General features: G+C 40.7%; 19 protein-coding genes, 1 pseudogene and 1 riboswitch. Of the genes and pseudogenes, 6 read left to right on the top strand and 14 right to left on the bottom strand.

The features are described from left to right. Positions 1-33 precede the first annotated feature (33 nt). Positions 34-972 carry a dihydroorotate oxidase gene (locus ACPC58_RS05090; RefSeq protein ID WP_171989573.1) on the bottom strand — a complete coding sequence of 313 codons (939 nt, stop codon included), beginning with the start codon at positions 970-972 and terminating at the stop codon, positions 34-36. A gap of 219 nt (positions 973-1191) precedes the next feature. On the opposite strand from ACPC58_RS05090, the gene gdhA reads away from it, so the two are divergent. Continuing rightward, entirely contained in the window at positions 1192-2538 is a 1347-nt protein-coding gene (gdhA, locus tag ACPC58_RS05095; protein WP_274504291.1) for an NADP-specific glutamate dehydrogenase, read from the top strand. 88 nt (positions 2539-2626) lie between these two features. Here the strand turns inward: gdhA and ACPC58_RS05100 are convergent, their stop codons facing one another. From ACPC58_RS05100 to treR, 10 genes and pseudogenes are all read right to left on the bottom strand, one after another. Further along, positions 2627-3202, bottom strand: coding sequence for a DUF4352 domain-containing protein (locus ACPC58_RS05100; RefSeq protein WP_434065434.1), 576 nt, complete (start codon positions 3200-3202; stop codon positions 2627-2629). 34 nt (positions 3203-3236) lie between these two features. Beyond that, a complete protein-coding gene (locus ACPC58_RS05105) occupies positions 3237-4061 on the bottom strand; it encodes a mechanosensitive ion channel family protein (RefSeq protein ID WP_434065435.1) in 825 nt (274 codons plus the stop codon). Positions 4062-4424: 363 nt separating this feature from the next. Next, the gene (locus tag ACPC58_RS05110) at positions 4425-5816 is read right to left on the bottom strand and encodes an alanine/glycine:cation symporter family protein (RefSeq protein WP_434065436.1); all 1392 of its coding nucleotides are present in this window, start codon (positions 5814-5816) and stop codon (positions 4425-4427) included. Positions 5817-5922: 106 nt separating this feature from the next. Continuing rightward, a riboswitch (glycine riboswitch) is annotated at positions 5923-6030 on the bottom strand. Between the two features lie 109 nt (positions 6031-6139). Next, entirely contained in the window at positions 6140-7078 is a 939-nt protein-coding gene (msrB, locus tag ACPC58_RS05115) for a peptide-methionine (R)-S-oxide reductase MsrB (protein WP_171989545.1), read from the bottom strand. Positions 7079-7117: 39 nt separating this feature from the next. Then, positions 7118-8638: pseudogene (locus tag ACPC58_RS05120) on the bottom strand (AMP-binding protein). Positions 8639-8755: 117 nt separating this feature from the next. Then, positions 8756-9070: a thioredoxin gene (gene trxA, locus ACPC58_RS05125; RefSeq protein WP_130554392.1), complete on the bottom strand. Its 315-nt coding sequence runs from the start codon at positions 9068-9070 to the stop codon at positions 8756-8758. Positions 9071-9333: 263 nt separating this feature from the next. Further along, positions 9334-11667 carry an endonuclease MutS2 gene (locus tag ACPC58_RS05130; RefSeq protein WP_434065437.1) on the bottom strand — a complete coding sequence of 778 codons (2334 nt, stop codon included), beginning with the start codon at positions 11665-11667 and terminating at the stop codon, positions 9334-9336. A gap of 439 nt (positions 11668-12106) precedes the next feature. Further along, positions 12107-12655 carry a CvpA family protein gene (locus ACPC58_RS05135; protein WP_130554394.1) on the bottom strand — a complete coding sequence of 183 codons (549 nt, stop codon included), beginning with the start codon at positions 12653-12655 and terminating at the stop codon, positions 12107-12109. Next, positions 12652-12969 carry a hypothetical protein gene (locus ACPC58_RS05140; RefSeq protein WP_130554395.1) on the bottom strand — a complete coding sequence of 106 codons (318 nt, stop codon included), beginning with the start codon at positions 12967-12969 and terminating at the stop codon, positions 12652-12654. The genes ACPC58_RS05135 and ACPC58_RS05140 overlap by 4 nt, the downstream gene beginning before the upstream one ends. 57 nt (positions 12970-13026) lie before the next feature. Continuing rightward, positions 13027-13740: a trehalose operon repressor gene (treR, locus tag ACPC58_RS05145; RefSeq protein ID WP_434065438.1), complete on the bottom strand. Its 714-nt coding sequence runs from the start codon at positions 13738-13740 to the stop codon at positions 13027-13029. 230 nt (positions 13741-13970) lie between these two features. Here treR and treP point away from each other — a divergent pair, with 230 nt between their 5' ends. The 3 genes from treP (at position 13971) to ACPC58_RS05160 (ending at position 18004) form a co-directional block, all read left to right on the top strand. After that, positions 13971-15971 (top strand): PTS system trehalose-specific EIIBC component, encoded by a 2001-nt coding sequence (gene treP / locus ACPC58_RS05150; RefSeq protein WP_434065439.1) that lies wholly within the window; start codon positions 13971-13973, stop codon positions 15969-15971. A 78-nt stretch (positions 15972-16049) separates the two neighbouring features. Continuing rightward, positions 16050-17672: an alpha,alpha-phosphotrehalase gene (gene treC / locus ACPC58_RS05155; protein ID WP_434065440.1), complete on the top strand. Its 1623-nt coding sequence runs from the start codon at positions 16050-16052 to the stop codon at positions 17670-17672. A gap of 83 nt (positions 17673-17755) precedes the next feature. Next, a complete protein-coding gene (locus tag ACPC58_RS05160) occupies positions 17756-18004 on the top strand; it encodes a hypothetical protein (RefSeq protein ID WP_434065441.1) in 249 nt (82 codons plus the stop codon). A 197-nt stretch (positions 18005-18201) separates the two neighbouring features. Here ACPC58_RS05160 and ACPC58_RS05165 read toward each other — a convergent pair whose 3' ends face one another. The 3 genes from ACPC58_RS05165 to ACPC58_RS05175 all read right to left on the bottom strand — a co-directional run bounded on the left by ACPC58_RS05165 (position 18202) and on the right by ACPC58_RS05175 (position 22902). Further along, a complete protein-coding gene (locus ACPC58_RS05165) occupies positions 18202-19383 on the bottom strand; it encodes a LysM peptidoglycan-binding domain-containing protein (protein WP_434065452.1) in 1182 nt (393 codons plus the stop codon). Between the two features lie 434 nt (positions 19384-19817). Continuing rightward, entirely contained in the window at positions 19818-21536 is a 1719-nt protein-coding gene (locus ACPC58_RS05170; RefSeq protein WP_434065442.1) for an alkaline phosphatase, read from the bottom strand. Between the two features lie 382 nt (positions 21537-21918). Next, on the bottom strand, positions 21919-22902 hold the full coding sequence (locus ACPC58_RS05175) for a Gfo/Idh/MocA family protein (RefSeq protein ID WP_277844529.1): 984 nt from the start codon (positions 22900-22902) through the stop codon (positions 21919-21921). A gap of 85 nt (positions 22903-22987) precedes the next feature. Between ACPC58_RS05175 and rnhC the strand changes: the two genes are divergently transcribed. Together rnhC and lepB are read left to right on the top strand one after the other, a co-directional pair. Continuing rightward, positions 22988-23878 carry a ribonuclease HIII gene (gene rnhC / locus ACPC58_RS05180; protein WP_434065443.1) on the top strand — a complete coding sequence of 297 codons (891 nt, stop codon included), beginning with the start codon at positions 22988-22990 and terminating at the stop codon, positions 23876-23878. A 13-nt stretch (positions 23879-23891) separates the two neighbouring features. Further along, complete coding sequence (gene lepB, locus ACPC58_RS05185; RefSeq protein ID WP_274504301.1) at positions 23892-24521, top strand: signal peptidase I; 630 nt, start codon at positions 23892-23894, stop codon at positions 24519-24521. The last annotated feature ends 34 nt before the right edge of the window (positions 24522-24555 follow it).

Genomic DNA, 24555 nt, shown 5'->3' on the forward strand with positions numbered 1-24555 from the left:
CCAGTTCTTTTCGTTCTCAATTATGTCATTATGTTAATCATCTAAATGCTGTAACTTCCCTCGGAAGTCTTCAATACTGTGATAGCCTTTTTCAAGCATGATGGCTTGCAATTCAGCTGTGATTCGTTCAAAAGCAACAGGACCTTCTTTATGAAGAGTAGTCCCAATTTGAACCATACTAGCACCACATAAAATATGCTCAAAAGCATCACGTCCCGTCAGAACACCACCTGTTCCAACAATCTGAATTTCAGGTTTCAACCGTTGGTAAAAGGCATGGACATTGGCAAGGGCAGTTGGTTTGATATATTCTCCTCCAATACCCCCAAAACCATTTTTGGGTTTGATAACAACTGATTCATCTTCAATGTAGAGACCGTTACCAATTGAATTGACACAATTGACAAAGGCTAGTGGAAACTGATTAAAGATTGTTGCTGCTTGATCAAAATGAACAATATCAAAGTAAGGTGGCAACTTTATACCAAGCGGTTTTGTAAAATACGTGAATACTTCGCGCAAAATGGCTTCCGTCGTTTCAAAATCATATGCAATTTGTGGTTTTCCGGGAACATTGGGACAAGAGAGGTTTAGTTCTGTTAATCCTTTAAAGTCACTAGCCTCTACTGTTTTTAAAATCTGATGAGTTTCATCTGGCGACATTCCAACTAAGGATAAAACAAATGTGCGTTCTGGTTCCGTTTCCTGCAATTCCAACAAATAATCCAAATAATAATCCAAGCCTTGATTCGGCAAGCCCATCGAATTAATTGAACCAAGTGGCACATTCTGGTACCGAGGTTCTGGATTTCCCGAACGATATTCTAAGGTTGCTGTTTTTGTAACAAACGTTCCTGCTGCAGACTGTTTCACTTCATTCAGCTCTTCCTTGGTCATACACCAAACACCAGCTGCATTCATCAAGCAATTATCAAACTGAAATCCACCTAAACTTGTTGCTGTTGAAACCATATTATCCTCCATATAGGTCATTCTCTCTTGATTATATCATAAGAAAGAAATGGATTTTCTTCATTTACAACTAACGTTCGGATTTTTAAAAATTTATTAAATTTTTTTAAAATTCTTACATTTTTTCTTTACAATTAAAAATCATAATGCTATAATAATTTTCAGATAAATTAAATTGTCAGACAATTTAATAAATAATAAAGAAATTAGGTGATCCACATGACAAATGCAAAAGCATACATCCAAGCGTCATTCGAAGCTGTTAAAGCTCGTAATCCACACGAGACAGAATTCCTTCAAGCTGTAGAAGAGCTCTTCTCTACCCTTGAGCCTGTCTTTGAAGCACATCCGGAATATATTGAAGAAAACATTCTTGCTCGTATCGTTGAGCCAGAACGTGTTATCAGCTTCCGTGTTCCATGGACTGATAAAGATGGAAATGTTCAAGTTAACCGTGGCTACCGTGTACAGTTTAACTCATCTGTAGGCCCATACAAAGGTGGTCTTCGTTTCCACCCAACTGTTACACAATCTATCTTGAAATTCCTTGGTTTTGAACAAATCTTTAAAAACGTTTTGACTGGTCTTCCAATCGGTGGTGGTAAAGGTGGTTCAGACTTTGATCCTAAAGGAAAAACTGACGCTGAAATCATGCGTTTCTGCCAAAGCTTCATGACTGAATTGCAAAAACACATCGGTCCTTCACTTGATGTACCTGCTGGTGATATCGGTGTTGGTGGACGTGAAATTGGTTACTTGTTTGGTCAATACAAACGCCTACGTCAATTTGATGCCGGTGTCTTGACTGGTAAATCTCTTGGCTTTGGTGGTTCATTGATCCGTCCAGAAGCAACTGGTTATGGTTTAGTTTACTTCACTGACAATATGTTGGCAGCAAACGGCAAATCATTCAAAGATCAAACCGTTCTTATCTCAGGTTCTGGTAACGTTGCTCAATACGCAGTTCAAAAAGCTGCTGAACTTGGTGCAAAAGTCATCTCAGTTTCTGATTCAAATGGTTACATCATTGACGAAACTGGTATCGACTTCGACCTCTTGGTAGACATTAAAGAAAAACGCCGCGCTCGTTTGACTGAATATGCTGCTGAAAAACCAACTGCAAAATACTTTGAAGGTTCTGTATGGAACTACGATGGCAAAGCAGACATTGCTCTTCCATGTGCAACTCAAAATGAAATCAACGGCGAGCAAGCTGCTGCCCTTGTGAAAAATGGCGTTTACTGTGTAGCTGAAGGTGCTAACATGCCATCTGACCTAGATGCAATCAAAGTTTACAAAGAAAACGGTGTTCTTTACGGGCTTGCTAAAGCTGCGAACGCTGGTGGTGTTGCCGTATCAGCACTTGAAATGAGCCAAAACAGCCTTCGCTTGTCATGGACTCGTGAAGAAGTTGATGGTCGTCTTAAAGACATCATGGCAAACATCTTCAACACAGCTAAAGAAACTGCAGAAAAATACGACCTTGGTAAAGACTACCTTGCTGGTGCTAACATTGCTGCGTTTGAACAAATTGCAGATGCAATGATTGCTCAAGGTTTGGTATAATCTCCAGCTTATTTGTGATAGCCTCCAACCAATTAAATAACTATAAGCGAAATCCCGAATTGCAAAAATCAATTCGGGATTTTTTCTATTAGATTCCTTCAGAAATCAAATCTGTCCACATGGCCTCTTCATAAACGAGACCAAAACTTGACTCGTCATCTACACCATAAATGAGTTTTACATTTATTCTCTCACCTGGTTCTAACTTTTCAACCAAATTGACATCATATGTACTTAAGTCTAATGTATAAGGTATTTGAGTCGTTTGATCGATAAGGTTGAAATAATATTCGTCAAAATACACTCTTTCATCTGTTGCATTCTCAACCTCCATCTCAACAACGTATGCTGAACTATAATAATCATCCACTAAGCTTACGCTGTCATCTTTTCCCATCGATATCACTGTTACATCCAGACCATCTGAAAAATTAACTTTATCACCTATCTGGTACTCTTTATATGTCAAAGTCTCGTCTAAATAATCTGGATAGGTTGTCCCTCGACTTTGTGATACATTGAGACCTAAAGTCAAAACAACACATGTAAACCCTAGTACAAATGTTAGTACCAACCCAACAATTGTTGTCCAAAAAAGTGGTTGCCGGTATAAAGGTTTCTTTCGATAGTACATTTGTCCATCTTCAATAACAAAGTCTTTCAATCTTCTCCTCCTCTTCAGCTTACGCTTGGTTCTCTTATGGCAATTCGATACCTGCTTGCCTTAGTGCATCTTGGTATAAACCAAAAAATTGATGATAGACTACTGTTTGTTGACCATTTGTTACAAATAAGTTGACACGAAAAACAAATTGTCCTGTTTCCGTCGTTTTCGGCCCTAAAATGCTGACATTGGTAATCTGTTCAAACTTGCTTAACTCACGATTATTGACTTCCTCTATGATACGGTAAACTTGTTCTAGATCTGTATTAAATTTCAATGGGATATCAATTTGTGCACGCATTTCCCCGCGCGACTGATTGCTGACAACTAAAATATTACGATTTGGAATAAAATGTAGGGTTCCATCTGCATCACGCACTTTCGTTGTCCGAATCCCCATGCTAACAATCGTACCAGAAATAGTAATTGGTCCATTTGTCAACTTGACAACATCCCCTACATCAAACTGTCGTTCAATCAAGATGAAGAATCCATTGACTAAGTCTGACAAAAATCCTTGTGCTCCCAGTCCAACAGCAACCCCTGCAATCCCAGCACCTGCCAACAAGCTTGAGACAGGTAAGCCTAGAATACTGAGTACACAGTATAGCAGAATAAAATAAAGGAGATAGTTTAAACTGCTTTCCACTAATCGACTGATTGTCTTTTGTCGTCCTTGCTCACGGTTTGAAATCTTTAGAGACGGTACAAGCACTTTTTTAACTGAAGCTTTAGCGATTTTCTTCAGAATATAAAATGTAATGAACAGTAAAATAAGAGAAAAAATCTTGTTCAGGCTAGCAGTCACAATCGCCTCAACATTAAACTGAGACAAGTACTTTGTAATAAAATCATTCATGAGATAATTATAGCAGAAAACACCCTAAAAGAACAAAAAGATAGCCGAGTGGCTGACTTAATACGTCAAAAATATTTGAGAATGGGCCTAACAGAATCCATCAAACCTTGGTTGAAATAATTGTGATATCCGTCCCCACACCATGCGGTACTCTGTACGTTCTGCACCTAGATTAACTATCTTTTTGACATCATCAAATCGGAAGCCAACTTTTTCATAGAAGGAAATGGCACGCGCATTCCCCTCCTACCACGATTTCCAAAGAATACTAGCCTTTCCTAGTATCTCACTTTCCGTTTCCAGAGATCTAATCATCATTCTAACATACGTATATATGTTTTTGAATAATTAAAAAACCGAGACTTAGCTCGATTTTTTGATTAATTTATTAAATAACTCACTGAAAATAAATGACGGTTTTCGATGAGTAGCTTGGAAATACAAACGTGTCTCCTTGATAATAACTGGTGATAAGGCTAGTAAAGCTATTAAGTTTGGTAGGGCCATGAGACCATTCACAATATCTGCAATCGTCCAAATCAAGTCCAACTTCAGGAAACCACCGAGAGCTACCATTAGTATGAAGACCAACCGATAGGGTAAAATTGATTTTGTTCCGAAAAGAAATTCAATACAGCGCTCACCATAATATGACCAGCCCAGAATCGTTGTAAATGCAAAGAGAACCAAGCTAACAGTCAAGGCAATTGTCCCTGGATTACCAAAAACAGTTGCAAATGCTGCCTGAGTCAGCGGAGCACCCTCAAGTCCTTCCACCGTCCACTGACCAGTCACCAAAATAGATAAACCTGTTAAACTACAGATAATAATGGTATCAATGAAAGTACCGGTCATAGAAATCAAACCTTGCTCAACGGCATTGTCTGATTTGGCTGCAGCAGCGGCAATGGGAGCAGAACCTAAACCAGATTCATTAGAAAATACACCACGAGCAATTCCTCTCTGGATTGCTTCTTTTACTGTTGCCCCAGCAAAACCACCAACAGCTGCAGAAGGAGTCAGTGCTGAACTAACTACTAACTTCAACGCAGGAATCAACTGATCTGCATTTGTTATTAAAATCACAATTGTTGCTAAAATGTAGAGAATGGCCATGAACGGAACAACCTTGGTTGATACTTTGGAAATTGTTTCGATACCACCAAAGATGATGACAGCCACTAGAATGGCCAAGAGGATACTAATCAACTGCGGCGATAAACCAAGGCTTACTTCTAATGAAGAAGTAATTGAATTGACCTGTGAAAATGTCCCAATCCCCAAAAGAGCCACCAGAACTCCAGAAATGGCAAAGAAGATTGCTAGGGGTTTCCATTTCTGTCCCATACCAATGGTGATATAATGCATTGGTCCACCTGCCGCATGACCATCTGCATCCCTAGTTCTGTACTTGATTGCTAAAAATCCTTCCGCATACTTCGTTGCCATACCAAAGAATGCAGCAACCCACATCCAGAAAAGGGCTCCAGGACCACCTGTAGTAATAGCAGTTGCCACCCCGACAATATTTCCTGTCCCGACAGTCGCTGCAAGGGCCGTACACAATGCCGCAAAACTCGACACATCCCCTTGACCAGACTGATCACTTGAGAAAATCAAACGAAAAGCTGTGGGTAGTTTACTTAGTTGAAACAATCCTAAACGAATGGTGAAATAAACACCTGTACCTACTAAAAGCAATAGAAGTGGCGGTCCCCAAACAAAGTTGTTGGTGGCCTTAAATAGTTCTAACATAATTCCTCCGAAAAAATAGGTCTAGATAAAGCTTTTGGAAAAACTAAAAAGAGGCTGAACAATTCAACCTCTAGATGTAATGCGAAAAATATAGGAAAACCCTATATTAATACGCTCTGTCCTTTTACCTGAGAGTTTGAGTAGGATTACTTTTCCATTCAGCAACCCCACCTTGCCCCTTCGGTGCCATGATGGTCTCTCCAGAGTTCCGTCCTGTGAACAGTCAGCAACCCTTCCTATTCACTATCAACCGGTTATTCAGTTTTATCTTGCCTATATTTTAATCCTATTTCAAGAAAAAATCAAGTGAATTTTCAGAAAAATCAAGAAAGAATATCTAAAAATAGTCCATATCCTGCTTCTTCCATTTCCTCTCTCGGTATGAAACGAAGGGCTGCTGAGTTGATACAGTAACGGAGACCGCCTTTATCACGCGGTCCGTCATCAAAGACATGACCTAAATGAGCATGACCAGCCCGACTACGGACTTCAATACGGTTCATGCCATGGGACTTATCTTGGAAATAAGTCGCAACTTCTTTGCTGATTGGTTTGGTAAAGGAGGGCCAGCCGCAACCTGAATCGAATTTGTCCGTCGAGAGAAAGAGCGGTTCGCCAGTCGTAATATCGACGTAGATGCCAGCTTGTTCACTATTCCAAAACTCATTTTCGAAGGGTCTTTCCGTCGCAGCTTCTTGAGTGACTTGATACTGGAGGTCGGTCAAGCTGTCTTTTAAGACTTGCTGGTCTGGCTTTTGGTAGTCTGCAACATCAATCAGAGGGATTTTTGCCTGCCCAAGATCGATATGACAGTACCCTTGGGGATTTTTCTTGAGATAATCCTGATGGTAGTCTTCGGCGGGGATGTAATGCGCGAGTGGCTCCACTTCAACGGCTAGGGGGCGTCCACCAAAGAGCTGGGACTGCTCCGTCATGACCTGCTCGATGGTCGGCAAATCAACCTCATCTGTATAATAGATACCAGTCCGATACTGGCGCCCCTTGTCAGGTCCCTGCTGATTGACAGAGAAGGGATCAATGACACGGAAATAGTAGAGGAGAATTTCCCGCAAATTGATACGAGTCTCATCATAGGCTAGATAGAGCGTCTCTGCGTGGTCTGTTTGTTTGAGGAGTTGATAATTGGTCGTCTCCACCTGTCCATTGGCATAGCCAACGCTGGTGTCAAGAATACCATCGATCTGGGAAAAGTAGCCTTCCATTCCCCAGAAACAACCGCCTGCTAGATAAATTTCTTTCATGTAAACTCCTTCTTATCTGCAAGCGTGGTTTCGTCACTCTTACAGATTTTTTTCTTTCATTTCTGCTTCCATTTTGAGGCATTGAACCTTCATAGTCGCAGTACTTGGAATGACGTCATAAGCCATCAAGATGGGTTCTTTCAATAGTGGTAGGTCTGCAACCATGGCCCACCAAGCTTCCCAGTTCATCTTAGCATCGTCTGCCAGAGCGATAATCGGCTGCGGTGCACCATTGACATCGCGGATAATCACGACTTCTGATAAAAAGTCCAATTTTTCCAACAATACATCTTCCAAGGCAAGGTTGCTGTCGATATGCTCAATGAGGTCAACCTGACGGTCTTTTAGAAGAAGTGTACCCTCTGGAGTCATGCAGCCGTAGTCACCACTATCCCACCAAGCACCGTACACATTATCTTGGAAGCGGGCATATCCTTTATAGTAGGTCACAGCACGGCCTTTTGACAGAAACTGGATATGGCCGTTTTCTCCAGCTGGGAGAGGATTCCCTTGGGCGTCTGTGATGCGTGCTTCTGTGTAACCTTCCAGACCAATCCCCATATCTCGTCCACTAACTGTTCCTATATTTTCCAAGCGATGGTAACGTAAAATCATTGGACCAAATTCACTTTGACCATAAACCTGCATAAAGACTGGATGTTGCTCTTTAGAAGCCTCCAAGAAGGCGCGAAGCGTACCAATATTGATAGCATCAAAGGTCGAATGGTAATAACGAATGCTACTAAAGACCTCTGGTTTTTCCTTGGCCATTCTTGCCCATTGGACAAAGTTATTAGGATGGGTTTCCAGAGCACTTGGACGATGAAGAGCAAGCGCCCCTTTTCTTGCAGAAGAAAGCGGATAGAGGGGGAATCCAAGCCCAATCGCCGAAGACACGCCGATATTATAGCGTGAATGTACAGGGGAGATATGGAAGGCCAGCAAGCCTCTCTCCGTCATCTTTTCAAAAATAGTTTGTTGTCAAGCTACTCGCCAGCCCATGGTCTGTGCTGTGTGGCAGATTAATTTTGGAACACCTGTCGTTCCCGAAGTATGGGTCATGTATTGAATGACATCTTCTGGCAGGAGATTTTCTTCAAAAGCAACTGTTTCTTGCACTAGGACTTGGGGTAAAAATACCTTTGTTACCAGGTCAGTTCGAGTCACTCCTGCTACACGTTCTTCCGTTTCTTGGTCGTAGACAATGAAAGACTTTTCCAATCGCTCCGCAAACACATCTAAATTCGAAGATGGCAAATGATAGGAAATCATAACAGGAACAGCACCCAATGCCGTTACCGCTACTGCTAACAAATAGGTGTCGAAAGCTGGGCTCTTATACAGAACCACCTTGTCTCCATAGCCAACAATACCTGCCTCTGCAAATTGGGCAGCTCTTTTTTAAATGGCCTCAAAAACGGTTTGATAGGTATTTTCCAATCCTAATTCAGAGAAGGATGCGTAGGGTTGGTCAAAATAAATGGTAACATTTGGAAACTCTTGAGTTGCTGATTTGAACTGACGATAGAGATTTAATGGTTAGTAACTAATAGTTGACAAAGATAAGGTTATTATAATATCTTGTGTCAATCTTCACAATCCGTTTTTTTGAACATGCTTTCAGTTGTGAAAAAAACAAGCAGCGAATCTGAGTCCACTACTTGCTTTCATTTTCAATTAGCCAATTTCAGCTAAAATCGCTTTGATTTGCTCCTTCGTATGAACACCAGCAACTTGTTTTACAACTTTTCCATCTTTTTTGAACAGAAGTGTTGGGATAGACATGATACCAAACTGACGAGCTGTGTTTGGATTTTCATCTACATTCATTTTATAAATGCGTAATTCGTCTTCGTCCACTTCACCATCTAATTGTTCCAAGATTGGTGCTTGCATACGACAAGGACCACACCATGGTGCCCAAAAGTCAACAAGGACTACGCCTTCTTGTGTTTCAACTTCAAAGTTTGCATCTGTAACAACTTGAACCATACAATTAATTCTCCGTTTCTTTTTTTGTACTATTATTGTACACCAAAAGAAAATAGAAAGCGAATTTTTGCTACAAAGGATAAAGTGAATCATATTTTTAGAAAAATAAGTTGTTTAGCTTTATAGTCAACTTGAGCATGACCGCAGTTGCATAAAGAATTAAATGGAATCCACTATTTATCAGTTCCAGTTGAAGTACTGAGATATCCCAATTACTTGGGCAATACTATATCACCTGATATTATTCATCTATACCTTATTTTTTACTTAAACGTCACAATAGTACAGCCTGATCCACCTGCATTTTGTGGGGCATAGCCGAACTCCTTGACTTGCTTGTTTCGACGAAGGTACTTAGTCACTCCCTCTCGGATAACTCCAGTACCAATACCGTGAACAATATCGACTTGTGCCAGATTGTTGAGAAGGGCTTGGTCGATAAATTCATCCAGCTCCATCATAGCCTCTTCGTAGCGTTTGCCACGGAGATCTAAGCGGGCTTTTGGTCCTCGTACATTGGCACGTTTAACTGTATGAACCTGGCGTTTCTTAGGTTGCTCTGCCTTTTCCGCCTTGACTAACTCAAACTCATCTTTGGCCAAGATCATCTTAATCAAGCCAACCTGAGCTTCCCAACGTCCATCTTTAAGCTGATTGGTCAGGGTCCCACGTTGTCCATAAGCTGTAACGATAATGTCATCGCCCACCTTGGCCTCCCGCTGAATTTTAGCTTTCTTCAGAACCTTGTTTTTAGATAGATCCACCACTTCAGGCACCAACTTTTTCAGCTCTGCCTTGGCTTCGATAATCTGGTGGGGCTTAAGACTGGCTGCAGCATGAAGATTTTTAAGAATCTCCTCGCTTTCTGCCAATGCCATATCTACAATTTCCTTGGCTTCCAAGCGTGCCTTGTTGAGCTCATTTTCCCGCTCACGATTGAGTTCGTCATAGAGCTTGCGAAGGGCCCGGTTCATCTTGTAGTTTTCTTGCTCCACATCACGAATCTTGTCTAGGCGACGACGGCTTTCAACCGTTTGGCTTTCCAATTTTTCAATAATTCGGTTCACATCACTATCTGTATCCGTCCAAGACTGAGCCGACTGGATAATGTTGTCTGACAAGCCCAAACGACGGGCTATTTCAAAGGCATTGGACCGCCCAGGAACACCCTGCATAAACTTATAAGTTGGCCGTAGGCTATTGGTATCAAATTCCATGCTGGCATTTTCAATACCAGAGGTTTCTATCCCATAGGCCTTGAGCTCAGGATAGTGGGTGGTTGCCATGGTCTTGATCCCCCGCAAACGAAGGTCATCTAAGATGGCCATAGCCAAAGACGCACCCTCTTGCGGATCTGTCCCAGCTCCCAACTCGTCAAATAGAATGAGAGAATCTTGATCAGCTGCTCTTAGAATCTCCACCGTGTGGGTCATGTGACTGGAGAAGGTTGATAAACTCTGCTCAATCGACTGTTCATCTCCAATATCCGCAAAAATTTCTTTGAAGATAGCTACCCGACTACCCTTATCAGCCAAAATAGGCAAACCAGACTGAGCCATCAAATGAGTCAATCCCAAGGTTTTGAGCATGATGGTCTTACCACCTGTGTTGGGACCTGTTATCACGATAGCCGTCAACTGACTACCGAAATACAGGTCATTTGGTACAGGATCAGCAATGAGCGGATGTCGAACATTCAGTAATGCTATGTCTTGTTTTTCTGACAAGATTGGTACAATCGCTTGATGATCACGCGCAAAGACATGTTTAGCACGGACAAAATCAAGATGACCGATGATCCAAGCATTATTTCGGAGAATACCACTATGAGGTCGAAGCATATCTGACATTTCCTGCAAAATTCGATTGAGCTCATGGCGTTCTTCTGCATGCAGATGACTGATTTCTTCGTTCAGGGTCACCACTGCCTGCGGCTCAATATAAACGGTCGAACCCGAAGCAGAAATGTCATGGACAACCCCTGCAATTTTATTGCGATAGGTATTTTTGACAGGAAGTACATTGCGTCCATTACGGCTTGCCAAAATGCTATCGGACAGCATGTCCCCCTTAGTCTTCAAAATATCCTGCATGACCTGACGAACTTGGTCTTCGGTTTCACGGATTTTTCTGCGAATACGACCCAGCTTTTCTGAAGCAAAATCCTCTACAAACCCCGCATCATTGATGGATTGGAGGGAGCCTTGTAAGTGTGGAAAAAGCTCAATCTTTTCAAAGAGTTTATCCAGCTGGGTAAGACTGACATTTTCCAGATTTTCATAAAAATCCAAGAGAGACTTAGAAACTTCCAATATTTTTTTCACTGCTAGTAACTCAGTGATATTAAGATCGGTATCTAGCTCCAAACGACGCATAGCTGGACCGATGTCACTAGTAGCAGCCAGACTGAAATAGGGATTTTCTACAAAAATCTGCGCTATGTCTGTCAACTCGTTAAAGGCCTGCTGGATACGGTGAACTTCCACCATGGGTTCCAACTGTCGCAATTCTTCAAAGCCCTGTTCCGTCAAGAGATAGGGCTCAATTTTTTGTCTTACCTTGTGAAATTCAAGGGTTTCTATAATCTTATTATTCATATGTTCCTACTTAGTCTTCTCCTTAATTTTATCTCATTATCAAAACAATATAAGATAAAATAGCTGATTATATGGTCTTTTCCACTCTAACATCAAAGTTTTCACAGTCAACTAATACTCAATTACTCAATTAAAATCAAAATCAAAATCAGACTAGCTCCAAAGGCTTGGGGAATATTTGGAGCTATGCGGGGGCGGGAGTTTAAAAGGTCTGGGAGACCTTTTAAAGTGGGAAATATAAGCTGACGGCAGTCAGCTCACATAAATTGAAGTCTGGGGATAGACTGTTTCAGCTCAACAACTAGAAATAAAGACTTGTTGACAAACTCTTTTTAGACTGGTCGAGTTCTTTCCCACTCTCACTCATCAAATCAAGTCAACAACGTCTGCTTTTGATTTTCGAAGAGTATAAATGATGATAAAAAGGATAAGGTCTCCCTTACCCTGTAATATTACTCAACCAGAGAGATTTAAAAAAACTACTAGTGAATGGTGTGTATTGAATCATGAAATTGGCAAAAAAACTACTATGAAGCTTCTCTTGCACCACTGCAAGTGGAATACTAGACAATAGAACCATCACGATCTGCAGGGAAATAAAGGTTACCATAACCGCTACAATGCCACTGATGAGATTGCTCAACTGAGTATCTGGATTAAAACCTTCTAAAAGATGGACAAAAATTCCTATAAAACGTACCAAGGCATAAACAGCTACATAGAGTAGCAAAAATGATAACCCCGCATAAAAAACCTTATCTAAGTCAAAAAGATACTTCTCATCAAAGAAATAGTTATAACTTCCTTGAGTTGCATTTGCAAACGGAACCCAGAGGTATAAAAATTGTGCCAACTTCATGAAATGTGCAGATGCAACCATTAATGAAACAATAGTTCCTAAACCATAGAAAGTTTGTAACACTATACCTCTGCTATATCCGATATAAAAACTCCATACTAGAATGAAAATGATTGCTAGTGTAATCATACTTTTTCCTCAAGTTCATCCAAATCAACCAAGGTCACATTTTCTTTTGAAACTTTATCCTTGGCTTTCAGGCTTGCCAACTCAGCCTCGGTCTTTTCAAAATCTATTTCGCGTGTCAGCTGTACAGATAGTGCGTTAATTGCCAATAAAAGGGCTAGAGTTTCAGAATCCGCAGTAGGCATTTTTTCTTTTAATGCTTGATATTTTTCTTGAACAACTCGTTCAATTTCTTCCATAAAAAGATTATCATGCTCTGTCGTTAAAGTCAGTTGCTTTTCGCCAAAAGTAAATTTATATCGATTTAAATTTGCCATATTTCCCCTCATCTTCCATCTATTATAACGTAAAAACCTATTTTTGGCTAATTCTTACTATAATGAATGCTTTCTACGAGCAAAATCCACAAAGCGGAATTTATCAATTTTATGCTTGCTTTCAGTATATTGAAATTGTCGTGTATCGCCTAGAAAAACTCTTGATTTTATCAATACCAAGTAATCATCTTGAGTCTTCATCAATTCACGTTCTTCCCAACTGGTTGGTTCAACCGTAATTTCTTTTTGAGCATAGGATATATCCAATTTTAGTTCTTTTTCTAAATATTGATAGATTGAACCTTTTGCGATTTCTTTATCCATCTTCGGAACAATATCTGAAGAGAGATAATCCGTATCAACTACTGAAACCTTTCCATCTATGGACCTTGTACGTACAATTTTCCATACTTTACTAAATGGTTCAAATCCTGTTAATTGAGATAAATTACTATTTACTGTAATGAGCTCCAAATCAACAACCGCTGTATCTGACTGCAACTGCAAAGCATCCGTCAATTCTTGATACGAAGTTAAGCCAGAAATAGGAAAATTCAATAGTTCCTGTTTTAAAACTAGAGAACCTCTTCCTTGAACTTTTTGAATCATTCCGCGTTCTGTCAGAATAGCCAGTGCTTTTCGAACAGTATCTCGGCTAACTTGATACATTTCTTGCAATTGTTGTTCAGTTGGTAAAGAAGTCTCAGCAGGATAGACATTTGTTCGTATTTTCTCTTTTAAATCATTATATATTTCTTGATATTTTTTCATTTTATTACTCCAACATTAGTCTGTTTTTTATCATACAACTAGAATATTATAACAAATTTTTAAAAAAAATGAGTAAAAACGCTTGCATTGTTTTATGGAATCGTATACAATATTTTTGAAATATATTTGTCCGTACAAATATTGTAAATTTATATAAATAATTTAACCAATTATTTATATATTGGAAAAATTTAGGTGGTGGCAGATCTTGCCACTGAGGAGGAAAAATAATGGGGAAATATCAACATGAAGCCCAGGAACTCTTGAAAGCCATTGGCGGAAAAGAAAATGTCACCGCAGTAACACACTGTGCAACTCGTATGCGTTTTGTTTTAGCTGATGAAAGCAAAGCAGACGTTAAAACAATTGAAAACATTTCTACCGTAAAAGGTACATTTACAAACGCAGGTCAATTCCAAGTTATCATTGGCAACGATGTGCCGGTTTTCTATAATGACTTCACCGCCGTATCTGGTATTGAAGGTGTATCTAAAGAAGCCGCTAAAACAGCTGCTAAGAGTAATCAAAATGCCATTCAACGTGTCATGACGATGCTAGCTGAAATTTTCACACCGATTATTCCAGCTATTATCGTAGGTGGTCTTATCCTTGGTTTCCGTAACGTTCTTGAAGCGGTTGGGATGCCATGGTTAGGACAACAAGTTGCTGATGGAGTTAAGGTATTTGATGCCGATGGAAACCCCGTCTGGAACACCATCACTATGGTATCTCCATTCTGGAACGGTGTTAACCATTTCTTATGGCTACCAGGTGAAGCAATCTTCCACTTTTTACCTGTAGGAATTACCTGGTCTGTTTCTCGTAAAATGGGAACAACTCAAATTCTCGGTATTGTACTGGGTATCTCTTTGGTTTCTCCACAATTGCTCAATGCTTACGCTGTTCCAGGTACTGATGCTGCAACGATTGCTAGTGATTGGGTATGGAATTTTGGTAGTTTCACGATCAATCGTATTGGTTACCAAGCTCAAGTTATTCCAGCCTTGCTTGCGGGTCTATCACTCTCTTATCTAGAAATTTTCTGGCGTAAACGCATCCCAGAAGTTGTATCAATGATTTTTGTTCCATTTCTTTCATTGATACCTGCTATTATTCTAGCTCATACAATCCTTGGCCCTCTTGGTTGGACACTTGGTCAAGCCTTATCAACGGTTGTTTTGGCTGGTTTAACAGGTCCATTTAAAGCTGTATTTGGTGCAATCTTTGGTGCACTTTACGCTCCGTTTGTTATTACTGGACTCCACCATATGACAAATGCTATCGATACTCAGTTGATTGCTGATGCTGGGGGAACTGGCTTATGGCCAATGATTGCTCTTTCTAACATTGCACAAGGTTCTGCTGTATTGGCATACTATTTTATGAACCGACACAACGAAAAAGAAGCACAAATTTCACTTCCTGCAGCTATTTCTGCCTACCTCGGTGTAACTGAACCTGCTCTCTTTGGTGTAAACGTTAAATATGTATATCCATTCGTGGCTGGTTTGATTGGTTCTGGTTTAGCAGGTCTCATTTCAACTTCGTTGAATATCACTGCCAACGCAATTGGTGTCGGTGGACTTCCAGGTATTTTGGCTATTAAAGCACAATACTGGTTACCATTTACTTTTGCAATGGCTGTTGCGATTGCTATTCCATTTGTATTAACATTCTTCTTCCGTAAAGCAGGTATTTTAACTAAAGCAGAAGACGAAAAACTGCAAGCTGCACAAGAAGCTGCTTCTGTTCCTTCGACTGTTGCTGACACATCAATCCAGCTTATTAGTCCGCTAACTGGTGAAGCAAGAGACTTATCACAAGCTATTAATCCAGTATTTTCATCTGGTGTGATGGGAAAAGGAATTGTAATTGACCCGAGTGAAGGCAAGCTTTTCGCTCCTGTAGACGGGGAGGTCTCTGTACTCTTCCCAACTTTCCACGCGATTGGTATTACAACTTCAACTGGTATTGAACTGCTGATGCACATCGGTATGGATACTGTTGGTTTAGAAGGAAAAGGCTTTACAGCCCATGTCAAACAAGGTGACAAAGTAAAAGCTGGCGACCTTCTAATTGATTTCGACATCGCAGTCATCAAGGCTGCTGGTCTTGTTGCTGAAACACCTATCATTGTGACAAATCAAACTGATTTTGACACTCAAGTTATCGGAAATCTTCCTCGTACAATCACACAAGGCAAGACCATTCTGACAATTACAAAGAATTAATGTTCTAGGAGGGCGCAAGATAGCTTGCACCTCCTATCATTGCTTATCAACCAAGAAAAACAGGAAAGAGAGAGCGAAATGACAATAGACAAGCGTAAAGTAGTTTATCAAATCTACCCAAAATCTTACAAGGATACAACTGGAAATGGTGTTGGGGATCTACGGGGGATTATCGAAAAACTTCCTTATCTAAAAGAGCTAGGCATTGATATGATTTGGCTCAACCCTTTCTATCCAAGTCCACAACGAGATAACGGCTATGATATATCAGACTATACCGCAGTAAACCCTGATTTTGGTACAATGGAGGACTTTGAAGAGATGGTAGCCGTTGGTCAGAAATTAGGAATTGAATTCATGCTAGACATGGTCCTTAACCACTGCTCGACAGACCACGAATGGTTCCAAAAAGCCTTGGCTGGAGACAAATACTACCAGGATTTCTTTATCTTGAGAGACCAACCCACTGACTGGGTTTCCAAGTTTGGTGGAAGTGCATGGGCTCCTTTCGGAGAAACTGGGAAATACTATCTACACCTTTATGATGTAACGCAAGCTGATCTTAATTGGCGGAATCCATCTGTTCGTGAAGAGCTATTCAAGGTTGTCAATTTCTGGAAAAATAAGGGTGTTAAAGGATTCCGCTTTGATGTAATCAATGTCATCGGAAAGGACGAAGTCTTAGAAGACTGTCCTATTGATGATGGAAAACCAGCCTACACAGACCGCCCCATCACCCACGACTATCTCAAAATGATGAACAATGCAACCTTCGGTAGTGAAGAAGGGTTTATCACAGTCGGTGAAATGTCAGCGACTACCATTGACAACTGTATATTATATACAGCACCTGAGCGTAAAGAGTTGTCCATGGCCTTCAACTTCCACCACCTGAAAGTGGATTACAAAGATGGTCAAAAGTGGACCATTAAGGACTTTGACTTTGAGGAACTCAAACGCCTCTTCCACACTTGGGGAGAAGAGATGTCAGTCGGAAATGGCTGGAACGCACTTTTCTACAACAATCACGATCAACCCCGCGCCCTCAATCGCTTTGTGGATATAGAAAACTTCCGCAATGAAGGAGCGACGATGTTAGCTGCATCCATCCATCTTTCTCGGGGAACTCCTTACATCTATATGGGAGAAGAAATCGGCATGATTGACCCTGATTACAATAGTATGGATGATTATGTTGACGTAGAATCTATCAATGCCTACCAAATGCTTCTGGATCAAGGCAAGAGTCCGGAACAAGCCTTTAAAATTATTCAAGCAAAATCCCGTGATAATTCTCGCACACCTATGCAATGGGATGCTAGCGAAAATGCCGGATTTTCAACAGCTACACCTTGGCTAAAAGCTGGCAAATCCTACCCAACGATAAACGTTGAAAATGAAAAAAATGGCCCGATCTTCACCTTCTACCAAGAGTTGATTCGACTCAGAAAAAAACTTCCTATCATTTCCGAAGGTGATTACCGAGCTGCCTATCATGAAAGTAACAAGGTTTATGCCTTCGAGCGCTTGTTAAATGGCGAACAATTGCTTGTCCTAAATAATTTCTTTCCGGAAGAGGTTGAAATAGAACTGCTAGACAACTACGCACAGGGACATATCCTGATTAGCAATTACCCTGATAGTAAGCTAGGCAAAACAATAACCCTCAAACCTTATCAAGCAACAGCAATTTGGGGATGATAAAAGATTAAGGAGGGGCAATGCTCCTCTCTAGTTTTAGTATGATAGAAATGAAGAAGAGGAAGCCTCATGCTCCAATTTTTTTGAGCAATTTTAAGAACCCCATCTTAAAATTCAAATTAGAACCAATCTTTGAACAGATTCAGAAAGAATTTCAAAATCTAACAGTAGAATTGAAATGGAACCAGCCTATTTTTATCATGAATGGAACCTTTATTATCGGTTTCTCGGTTGCCAAGAACCACATTTCCATTGCTCCTATGGCTATCTTCACAAACGATATCAAGGCAGCAAACTACGAAGCAACCAATAACCTCTTCAAAATAATGTAAAACCAAAAAGTTGATTGGCAACTCCTCCGAAACATGATTTTTTTAATATGTATGATAAGAAGGGCTACACTAAGTTTTGGGGATAGGATTGTTTTCTGCAAAAAAATATAAAACCAACTTTTCTTGAAAGTATTAATCTAATTGCTTACATTCAAAAAGCCAAGCTCGCTTTGAGTTTGGCTTTTGCTATTGCAATTTTACTGATTAAAGGACACATGAACATGATCATAGTGGTTTTCCGTAATACCTCCACGATCTGGCATTAAGTTCCATGTATATGCTGGTCCATAAATACTAGCATAGGGTGAGTAGAATCGTTGTTTCCAAATGATATAACTAATATTTTTCGATGCTACATTAGCCACAGCATATGCAGCGACCTGATCACCCAAAGCCGAACTTTGAGGAACCATAAAGTCAATTGCCAATCCTTTACCATGATCCCCTGTGTCACCCGCACGGTAACCTGAAAATGACGTGATTCCATAGGCATTAGCTACTTCAGCTCGAAATGCTGCAACCTGAGGTTGGAGTCCAACATCATATGAACTAGTAGTACTTGATGAAGTTGTTGAAACCGTAGCAAATGTTGTTGCAGTTGACGCGGCTGGTGTAGGAGTCACAGGGGCTGCCTCTACAGAGTTCACGTCTGCGATCGGTGCTTCCTCTACTGGAGTTTCTGCTGGAACTTCTGTGACTAGTGCTTCCTCTACTGGAGTTTCAACTGAGACTTCTGTAACTGGAACTTCTTCTACCGGGGTTTCTTCCAATGGGGTTTCTACAGGGACTTCTGTGACCGGTGCTTCCTCTACTGGAGTTTCAACTGAGACTTCTGTGTTTGGTGCTTCCTCTACTGGGGTTTCTACAGGGACTTCTGTGACCGGTGCTTCCTCTACTGGAGTTTCAACTGAAACTTCTGTAATTGAAGCTGATGAACTAGGCGCATCCGTTGACTCCAGTGGGATAACTGTATCATTTACTGTAATTTCATTAGCTGCAATATCGACTGTTGCTTGCACAGTATTTTCAGCAGCTTCTTCTTGTACAGGTGCCTGAATTTCAATTTGCGTTACTTGATGATTTTGATCAACCGTAGTAGTCAAAACTGTATCAGGGAAAATCAAATTCACATCTGCAATTTGGTTAACCTGAGCTAAAATATCCAAATCAATATTCATAGCCTCGGCAATCGCACTTAAGGTATCACCATACTTTACGGTATAGGTTAATTTTCCGCCTTTATCTTCGATTTCTTGGCTAATCTCACTTACACTACGGGGAGTCCAATCCAATGCAAAAACATTTGAAGCTGTAATCCCAGTAGCAAATAATGAAAGGGCCAATGATGATGTGTAAAGCACCTTCTTATTGGCTTTCATAACAGGTGTTTTTCTCTTGCGACGCATATATTGTGATTTTGATAACTTCTTACGTTTCATTTTTCATTCCTTTTCCAATTTAATGGTTCTATCTTATATAAATCAAAGCTAAAAAACAAGGTTAAAACCAGTCTTTTAACAAAATGTTTTCACTCTGTAATCTAGAAAAGGATTCTGTCATGAAATTGTCATACGAACTTAAGAAACGAAGAGATTTTGGAAAAGGATAGAACTCAACCTGACTAGGAGTGTTCCCTCACTTCCTAGTATCTAGGTTCGGACTTTCTCTGGTCACATGTAAATTTCAAAGTGATTAGCTGAAACAATTCCTCTAAAGCTGTTTAATTCTCCCAGACTAGTAAAGCTAATCAACCACTGCACAAAATGTTGATCCCAAGTCTGACTAGTAGCCTGTGCTTGAGCCTAAGCTAAAATTATTCATTTCCAGAAGCAGGAGGAATTAGGCCAACACCAACAGGTTTCTTGGTTTCTGTTTCCATCTGGTCTTTCGGACCTGCTACCTCTCCATTAAAGCCCATGGCTTCTCCCAAGCGAACTGCGACATCCGTATCATCAAATTCCCCGTCAAACATATAGGCCCCGGAACCCATAGCATAGACTGGTACCTTTTCACCCGCATGGGCAGTCGTTGTCCAAGCTAACCCTGCTTTTTTATCTAAAATATGGGTAGCTGTAATGGAAACTGGATCATAGCCACCATACTGGACATTTTGTTCTTCACTTGCCTTCTTACTTTCTTCAAAAGCAGTTTTGAGTTCCTGGTATTCCTCTTGCGAGCAAATCAAGCGATTGCTCTCCTGTTGCTCCTTATAGGCTTCAACTGCTGCTTCTGTACCAGTTTCTGCTGGGGCATTAGGATCAAGAACTAGACCGAAGAATGCTGTAATCTGAGATGCAAATTCTTCAAATGAAATATTTGGATTGGTCTCAAGAGCACTTTTTACCTTCTCTTGGAAAGCAACTTGTGAACCTTTTTGATTTGTTAAGAGGTCAAAATAGGTCTCATACCCAGTTGAACCATTTCCTATGGTGAAACCACCTGTAGAATGGTCTGCAGTTACCACAATCAAGGTATCGTCTGGATGTTCATCGTAAAAATCCACTGCAGACTGGATTGCTTCTTGAAACTGAATGACCTCTTCCATTGTGGTCACTCCGTCATTGGCATGCTCAGCCCAGTCTATTTTCCCTGATTCTGCCATCATAAAGAAACCTTCTGGATTATTTGACAGTACTTCAATACCTTTGTCCACTACATCTTTCAAGGTCTGGCTATCACTGTTTTGGTCAATAGCATATGTCATGGCAGCATCATCCTGCAAGTCCTCAGCTACCATATACACTTTCTTTGAATCTGCTGTAATTTGCTCAGCTTCTTGTTTGGTATCTGCGATAGTATAGCCACGTTCTTCTAAAATGGTATATAGATCTTTTTGATCTTTTTCCTTCCCTGTTCGATGCTTGAGGGAACCACCACCAAAAAAATCAAAGTCTGTCTCTGCCATTTGTAAGCCAATATCATAATATGAATTACGTGATTCTACATTAGCATAAAATGCAGCAGGTGTTGCATGGTTTAAAGTCACGGAGGAAATGATACCAACAGCTTTACCTGCTCGTTTAGCTTTTTCTGCCACTGAATCTGCAGATTGACTAAAGTCTCCAGAAAGCCCCACCGTATCCGTTTGAGTTTTTATTCCTGTCCCAAATGCAGTCGCTGTAGAGGCTGAGTCTGGAATAAAAGAGTGGCAGTCGAATTGAGTCTTCATACCAACAACTGGCATCTCTGTAAAATTCATCCTGTCTGGGTAAATTTCTCCCTTATTGGTCTGGGTATAGCCTAGATAATTCTCTGCAGCTGTTACCGGAGTAACCCCCATCCCATCTCCGATGAAAAGAAAAACATACTTGGCCTGATTTTCATTTACCTTGGAATAATCCTCCGTTTTAGCCCTACTAGTATCATAAAGAGCTACTGTTTTTCCATTCGCTGTCTGCTCAGCTAAAGCTGCATCATTAACAGCTTCAGTATCTAATTTAACACTTGCTTGGTTACTGCAAGCTGCTAAAAGAAGCACTGAAGTAGCAAACAAGATCGTTGCACATTGAAGATAGGTAGATTTCTTTTTCATTTAAAACTCCTTGGTATTATTCAGACTTAAGTCCAAAATTAGTCTAACCCATTTTCATCAAATTCCAATGAAAATTACGTAAAATATCTAAGTATAGATTGTAATTTCTTTGTAAATTCTTATCAATGGTCGTTTACAAATTATTCACTAAAGAAGTAAGAATCCTACAATTCACAAAAACGCATAAAATCATGTTGCCTGCAACATCGATTTTATGCGTTTGATAATATGATTACTACACAAGATTTCTGTGTATTTGTATATTTCTAGATTTCCCTCTCCATTTTCTGAAAAAGTAATACCAGCTAAGGGCTTATCAGAAACTATTTATGAGGCTCCCTGTTTACTGGCCTGACCCAAAATAACACATTCGAATTCGTTACTACACCTCTTCAGGGTAAGCCAAACCCCATTCTTTACGGAGTTGGGTCATAATGTCCATGACATCTTGGGTGTAGGCTAGGTGCATGGTATTTTCGATGCCTGCGACAGCTTTTTCCATATCCGCCACTTCATAAGAAAGAGCCTTGGCTGTCTCGCCCGCTTCGATTACCTCTTGACTACCGTCTTCAGTATAGGTAATGACTGCTTTCTGACCACGAGGATACTCGTAGAGTTCGATATAGCCCTTGTCGTAGGCAATCGTTCCACGTTTTGGCTGTTTGGCATGGAGGGTCAGGGCGATGGTCGCCATCTCTCCTGCATCATTGCTGAGCAAAATCCCTACCTGCTCGTCCACACCTGTCGGAGCCAATTTGACCTGTGATAGGACTTGATTTGGCTTTTCCGTCATAAACCAACGGACAAATGACAGTGCGTAGACACCAATATCCAAGAGGGCGCCTCCTGCCAAGTTTTTATTGAAAAAGCGGTTGGTCATGTCGTATTCCTTGTAGCTGCCAAAGTTCATCTGAATCATCTTCAAATCTCCAAGCTTGCCACTGGCAACAACTTCGCTCAACTGACGATAGATTGGCATGTGGAAAATAGTCATGGCTTCTGCCAGGATAACCTGATTTTCTTCTGCCAGTTGAATGGCTTCTGCTAATTCTTCTGAATTAAGCGTAATAGATTTTTCACAGAGGACATGCTTCCCAGCCTTCAAGGCCTTTCTCAAATAATTGATATGGGTATTGTGAGGCGTAGAAATATAGATAATGTCTACTTCAGGATCCTCAAACACATCATCGATTTCCTGATAAACTTTCTCGATGCCATATTTTTGCGCAAATTCCACACCCTTGCCATAGGTACGGTTAGCCACCGAATAAAGATTTCCTCCCATAGCCTGCAAGGCCTGAACCAATTCGTTGGCAATGACACCTGTTCCCAGAGTCGCCCATTTATACTGCATTTTTTCAGTCATTACACATTCTCTCTTTCTTTTCCCATTATAGTAAATTCTACCTTTTTCTGCACACTCTAACTAGCATTTGTGTTACAATAAGAACATGAATACCATTGTACTAAAGGCATCTGTCCAGCAAAAACAGGCCATGATGGCTCACTATGACCGCTATCGGCAGGCCAGTAAAAATCCCTACATAGAAGCATTTTTCAAACTGACCGGTGCTAGCCTGTCCATCTACACTTCTGGAAAAATCGTTTTTCAGGGGGAAATGGCGGAGCAGGAAGCAAGGCTCTGGGGCTATGAGCCAGAAAGCTCTGAACAGACAACCAATCCTGGTCAAAACCTGCCCATGATTGGTACAGATGAGGTTGGAAACGGGTCTTATTTTGGAGGTTTGGCAGTCGTTGCTAGTTTTGTCCGCCCAGAAGACCATGCTTTTCTCAAGTCGCTAGGTGTGGATGATTCTAAGAAAATGACAGACCAAAAAATCTGCCAAATCGCTCCTCTCTTAAAAGAGAAAATCCCCCACCAAGCTCTGCTATTGTCACCGAAAAAATACAACGAAGTCATTGAGCAAGGCTATAATGCAGTATCTATCAAGGTTGCCCTGCACAATCAAGCGATTTTCCTACTCTTGCAAAAGGGAATAAAGCCTGAGAAGATTGTCATTGACGCTTTTACATCCAGTCAAAATTATCAAAAGTACTTGAAGAAGGAAGCCAATCAATTTCCCAACCCCGTCACACTAGAAGAAAAGGCTGAGGGTAAGTATCTGGCTGTGGCAGTATCTTCTATCATTGCAAGAAGTATGTTTTTAGAAAATCTTGCCCAGCTTGGTCAACTAGTTGGAATGCAACTACCGTCTGGAGCGGGCAGTAAATCCGACCAAGTCGCAGCAAGCATCTTAAAACAATATGGCACGGCTGGTCTCAATGAGACTGCCAAACTTCACTTTGCTAATACGCAAAAAGCACAAAAATTATTGAAATAAGGAAAATACATTCATGGGAATTAAAAAAGGTACCAATCGTTCCCCATTCATGAAATTCATTGCCGAATGGGGATTCTTTATCTTATTTATCGTAGCTGTGTTCGCCAGTCGATACTATATCTGGAATCCAGTTTCAGTTCACGGGCATTCCATGGACCCGACGCTTAAACACCAAGAAAAATTGATTATGTTGAAAACAACATCAATCGATCGTTTCGATATTGTTGTTGCGAGCGAGACAGACAGTAATGGTGACGAAAAATTAATTGTCAAACGTGTTATCGGCATGCCAGGTGACACCATCCGCTACGAAAACGATGTCCTCTATGTGAACGACCAAAAAGTGGACGAGCCTTACTTAGATGAATATCTAGACGCATTCCAGAAAGATAAACTTCAAGAAGTCTATTCTTACAATACTCAATTCCAGGCCGTTGCTCAATCTGCTGAGGCCTTTACACAGGATGCCAATGGTTACGTAGATTTCACTATAACGGTCCCAGAAGGTCAGTACTTCTTGATGGGGGATGATCGCCTTGTCTCACTAGATAGTCGTAGTGTAGGAACATTTTCCCGTGAAAACATCAAAGGGGAAGTCGTCTTTCGGATGTGGCCATTCAACCGAATCGGGACTGTTGATTAATACAAACAAGTTTGGAGCAATCCGTTCCAAACTT

The organism is Streptococcus sp. VTCC 12905 (assembly GCF_049893385.1).
In the GTDB taxonomy this organism is placed as follows: Bacteria; Bacillota; Bacilli; order Lactobacillales; family Streptococcaceae; genus Streptococcus; species Streptococcus suis_AA.

Bases quoted from the DNA above. Each gene is read 5' to 3' on its own strand.
- ACPC58_RS05090 (WP_171989573.1), bottom strand. From the start codon at position 972: ATGGTTTCAACAGCAACAAGTTTAGGTGGATTTCAGTTTGATAATTGC.
- gdhA (WP_274504291.1), top strand. From the start codon at position 1,192: ATGACAAATGCAAAAGCATACATCCAAGCGTCATTCGAAGCTGTTAAA.
- ACPC58_RS05105 (WP_434065435.1), bottom strand. From the start codon at position 4,061: ATGAATGATTTTATTACAAAGTACTTGTCTCAGTTTAATGTTGAGGCG.
- ACPC58_RS05110 (WP_434065436.1), bottom strand. From the start codon at position 5,816: ATGTTAGAACTATTTAAGGCCACCAACAACTTTGTTTGGGGACCGCCA.
- msrB (WP_171989545.1), bottom strand. From the start codon at position 7,078: ATGAAAGAAATTTATCTAGCAGGCGGTTGTTTCTGGGGAATGGAAGGC.
- trxA (WP_130554392.1), bottom strand. From the start codon at position 9,070: ATGGTTCAAGTTGTTACAGATGCAAACTTTGAAGTTGAAACACAAGAA.
- ACPC58_RS05130 (WP_434065437.1), bottom strand. From the start codon at position 11,667: ATGAATAATAAGATTATAGAAACCCTTGAATTTCACAAGGTAAGACAA.
- ACPC58_RS05135 (WP_130554394.1), bottom strand. From the start codon at position 12,655: ATGATTACACTAGCAATCATTTTCATTCTAGTATGGAGTTTTTATATC.
- ACPC58_RS05140 (WP_130554395.1), bottom strand. From the start codon at position 12,969: ATGGCAAATTTAAATCGATATAAATTTACTTTTGGCGAAAAGCAACTG.
- treR (WP_434065438.1), bottom strand. From the start codon at position 13,740: ATGAAAAAATATCAAGAAATATATAATGATTTAAAAGAGAAAATACGA.
- treP (WP_434065439.1), top strand. From the start codon at position 13,971: ATGGGGAAATATCAACATGAAGCCCAGGAACTCTTGAAAGCCATTGGC.
- treC (WP_434065440.1), top strand. From the start codon at position 16,050: ATGACAATAGACAAGCGTAAAGTAGTTTATCAAATCTACCCAAAATCT.
- ACPC58_RS05165 (WP_434065452.1), bottom strand. From the start codon at position 19,383: ATGAAAGCCAATAAGAAGGTGCTTTACACATCATCATTGGCCCTTTCA.
- ACPC58_RS05170 (WP_434065442.1), bottom strand. From the start codon at position 21,536: ATGAAAAAGAAATCTACCTATCTTCAATGTGCAACGATCTTGTTTGCT.
- ACPC58_RS05175 (WP_277844529.1), bottom strand. From the start codon at position 22,902: ATGACTGAAAAAATGCAGTATAAATGGGCGACTCTGGGAACAGGTGTC.
- rnhC (WP_434065443.1), top strand. From the start codon at position 22,988: ATGAATACCATTGTACTAAAGGCATCTGTCCAGCAAAAACAGGCCATG.
- lepB (WP_274504301.1), top strand. From the start codon at position 23,892: ATGGGAATTAAAAAAGGTACCAATCGTTCCCCATTCATGAAATTCATT.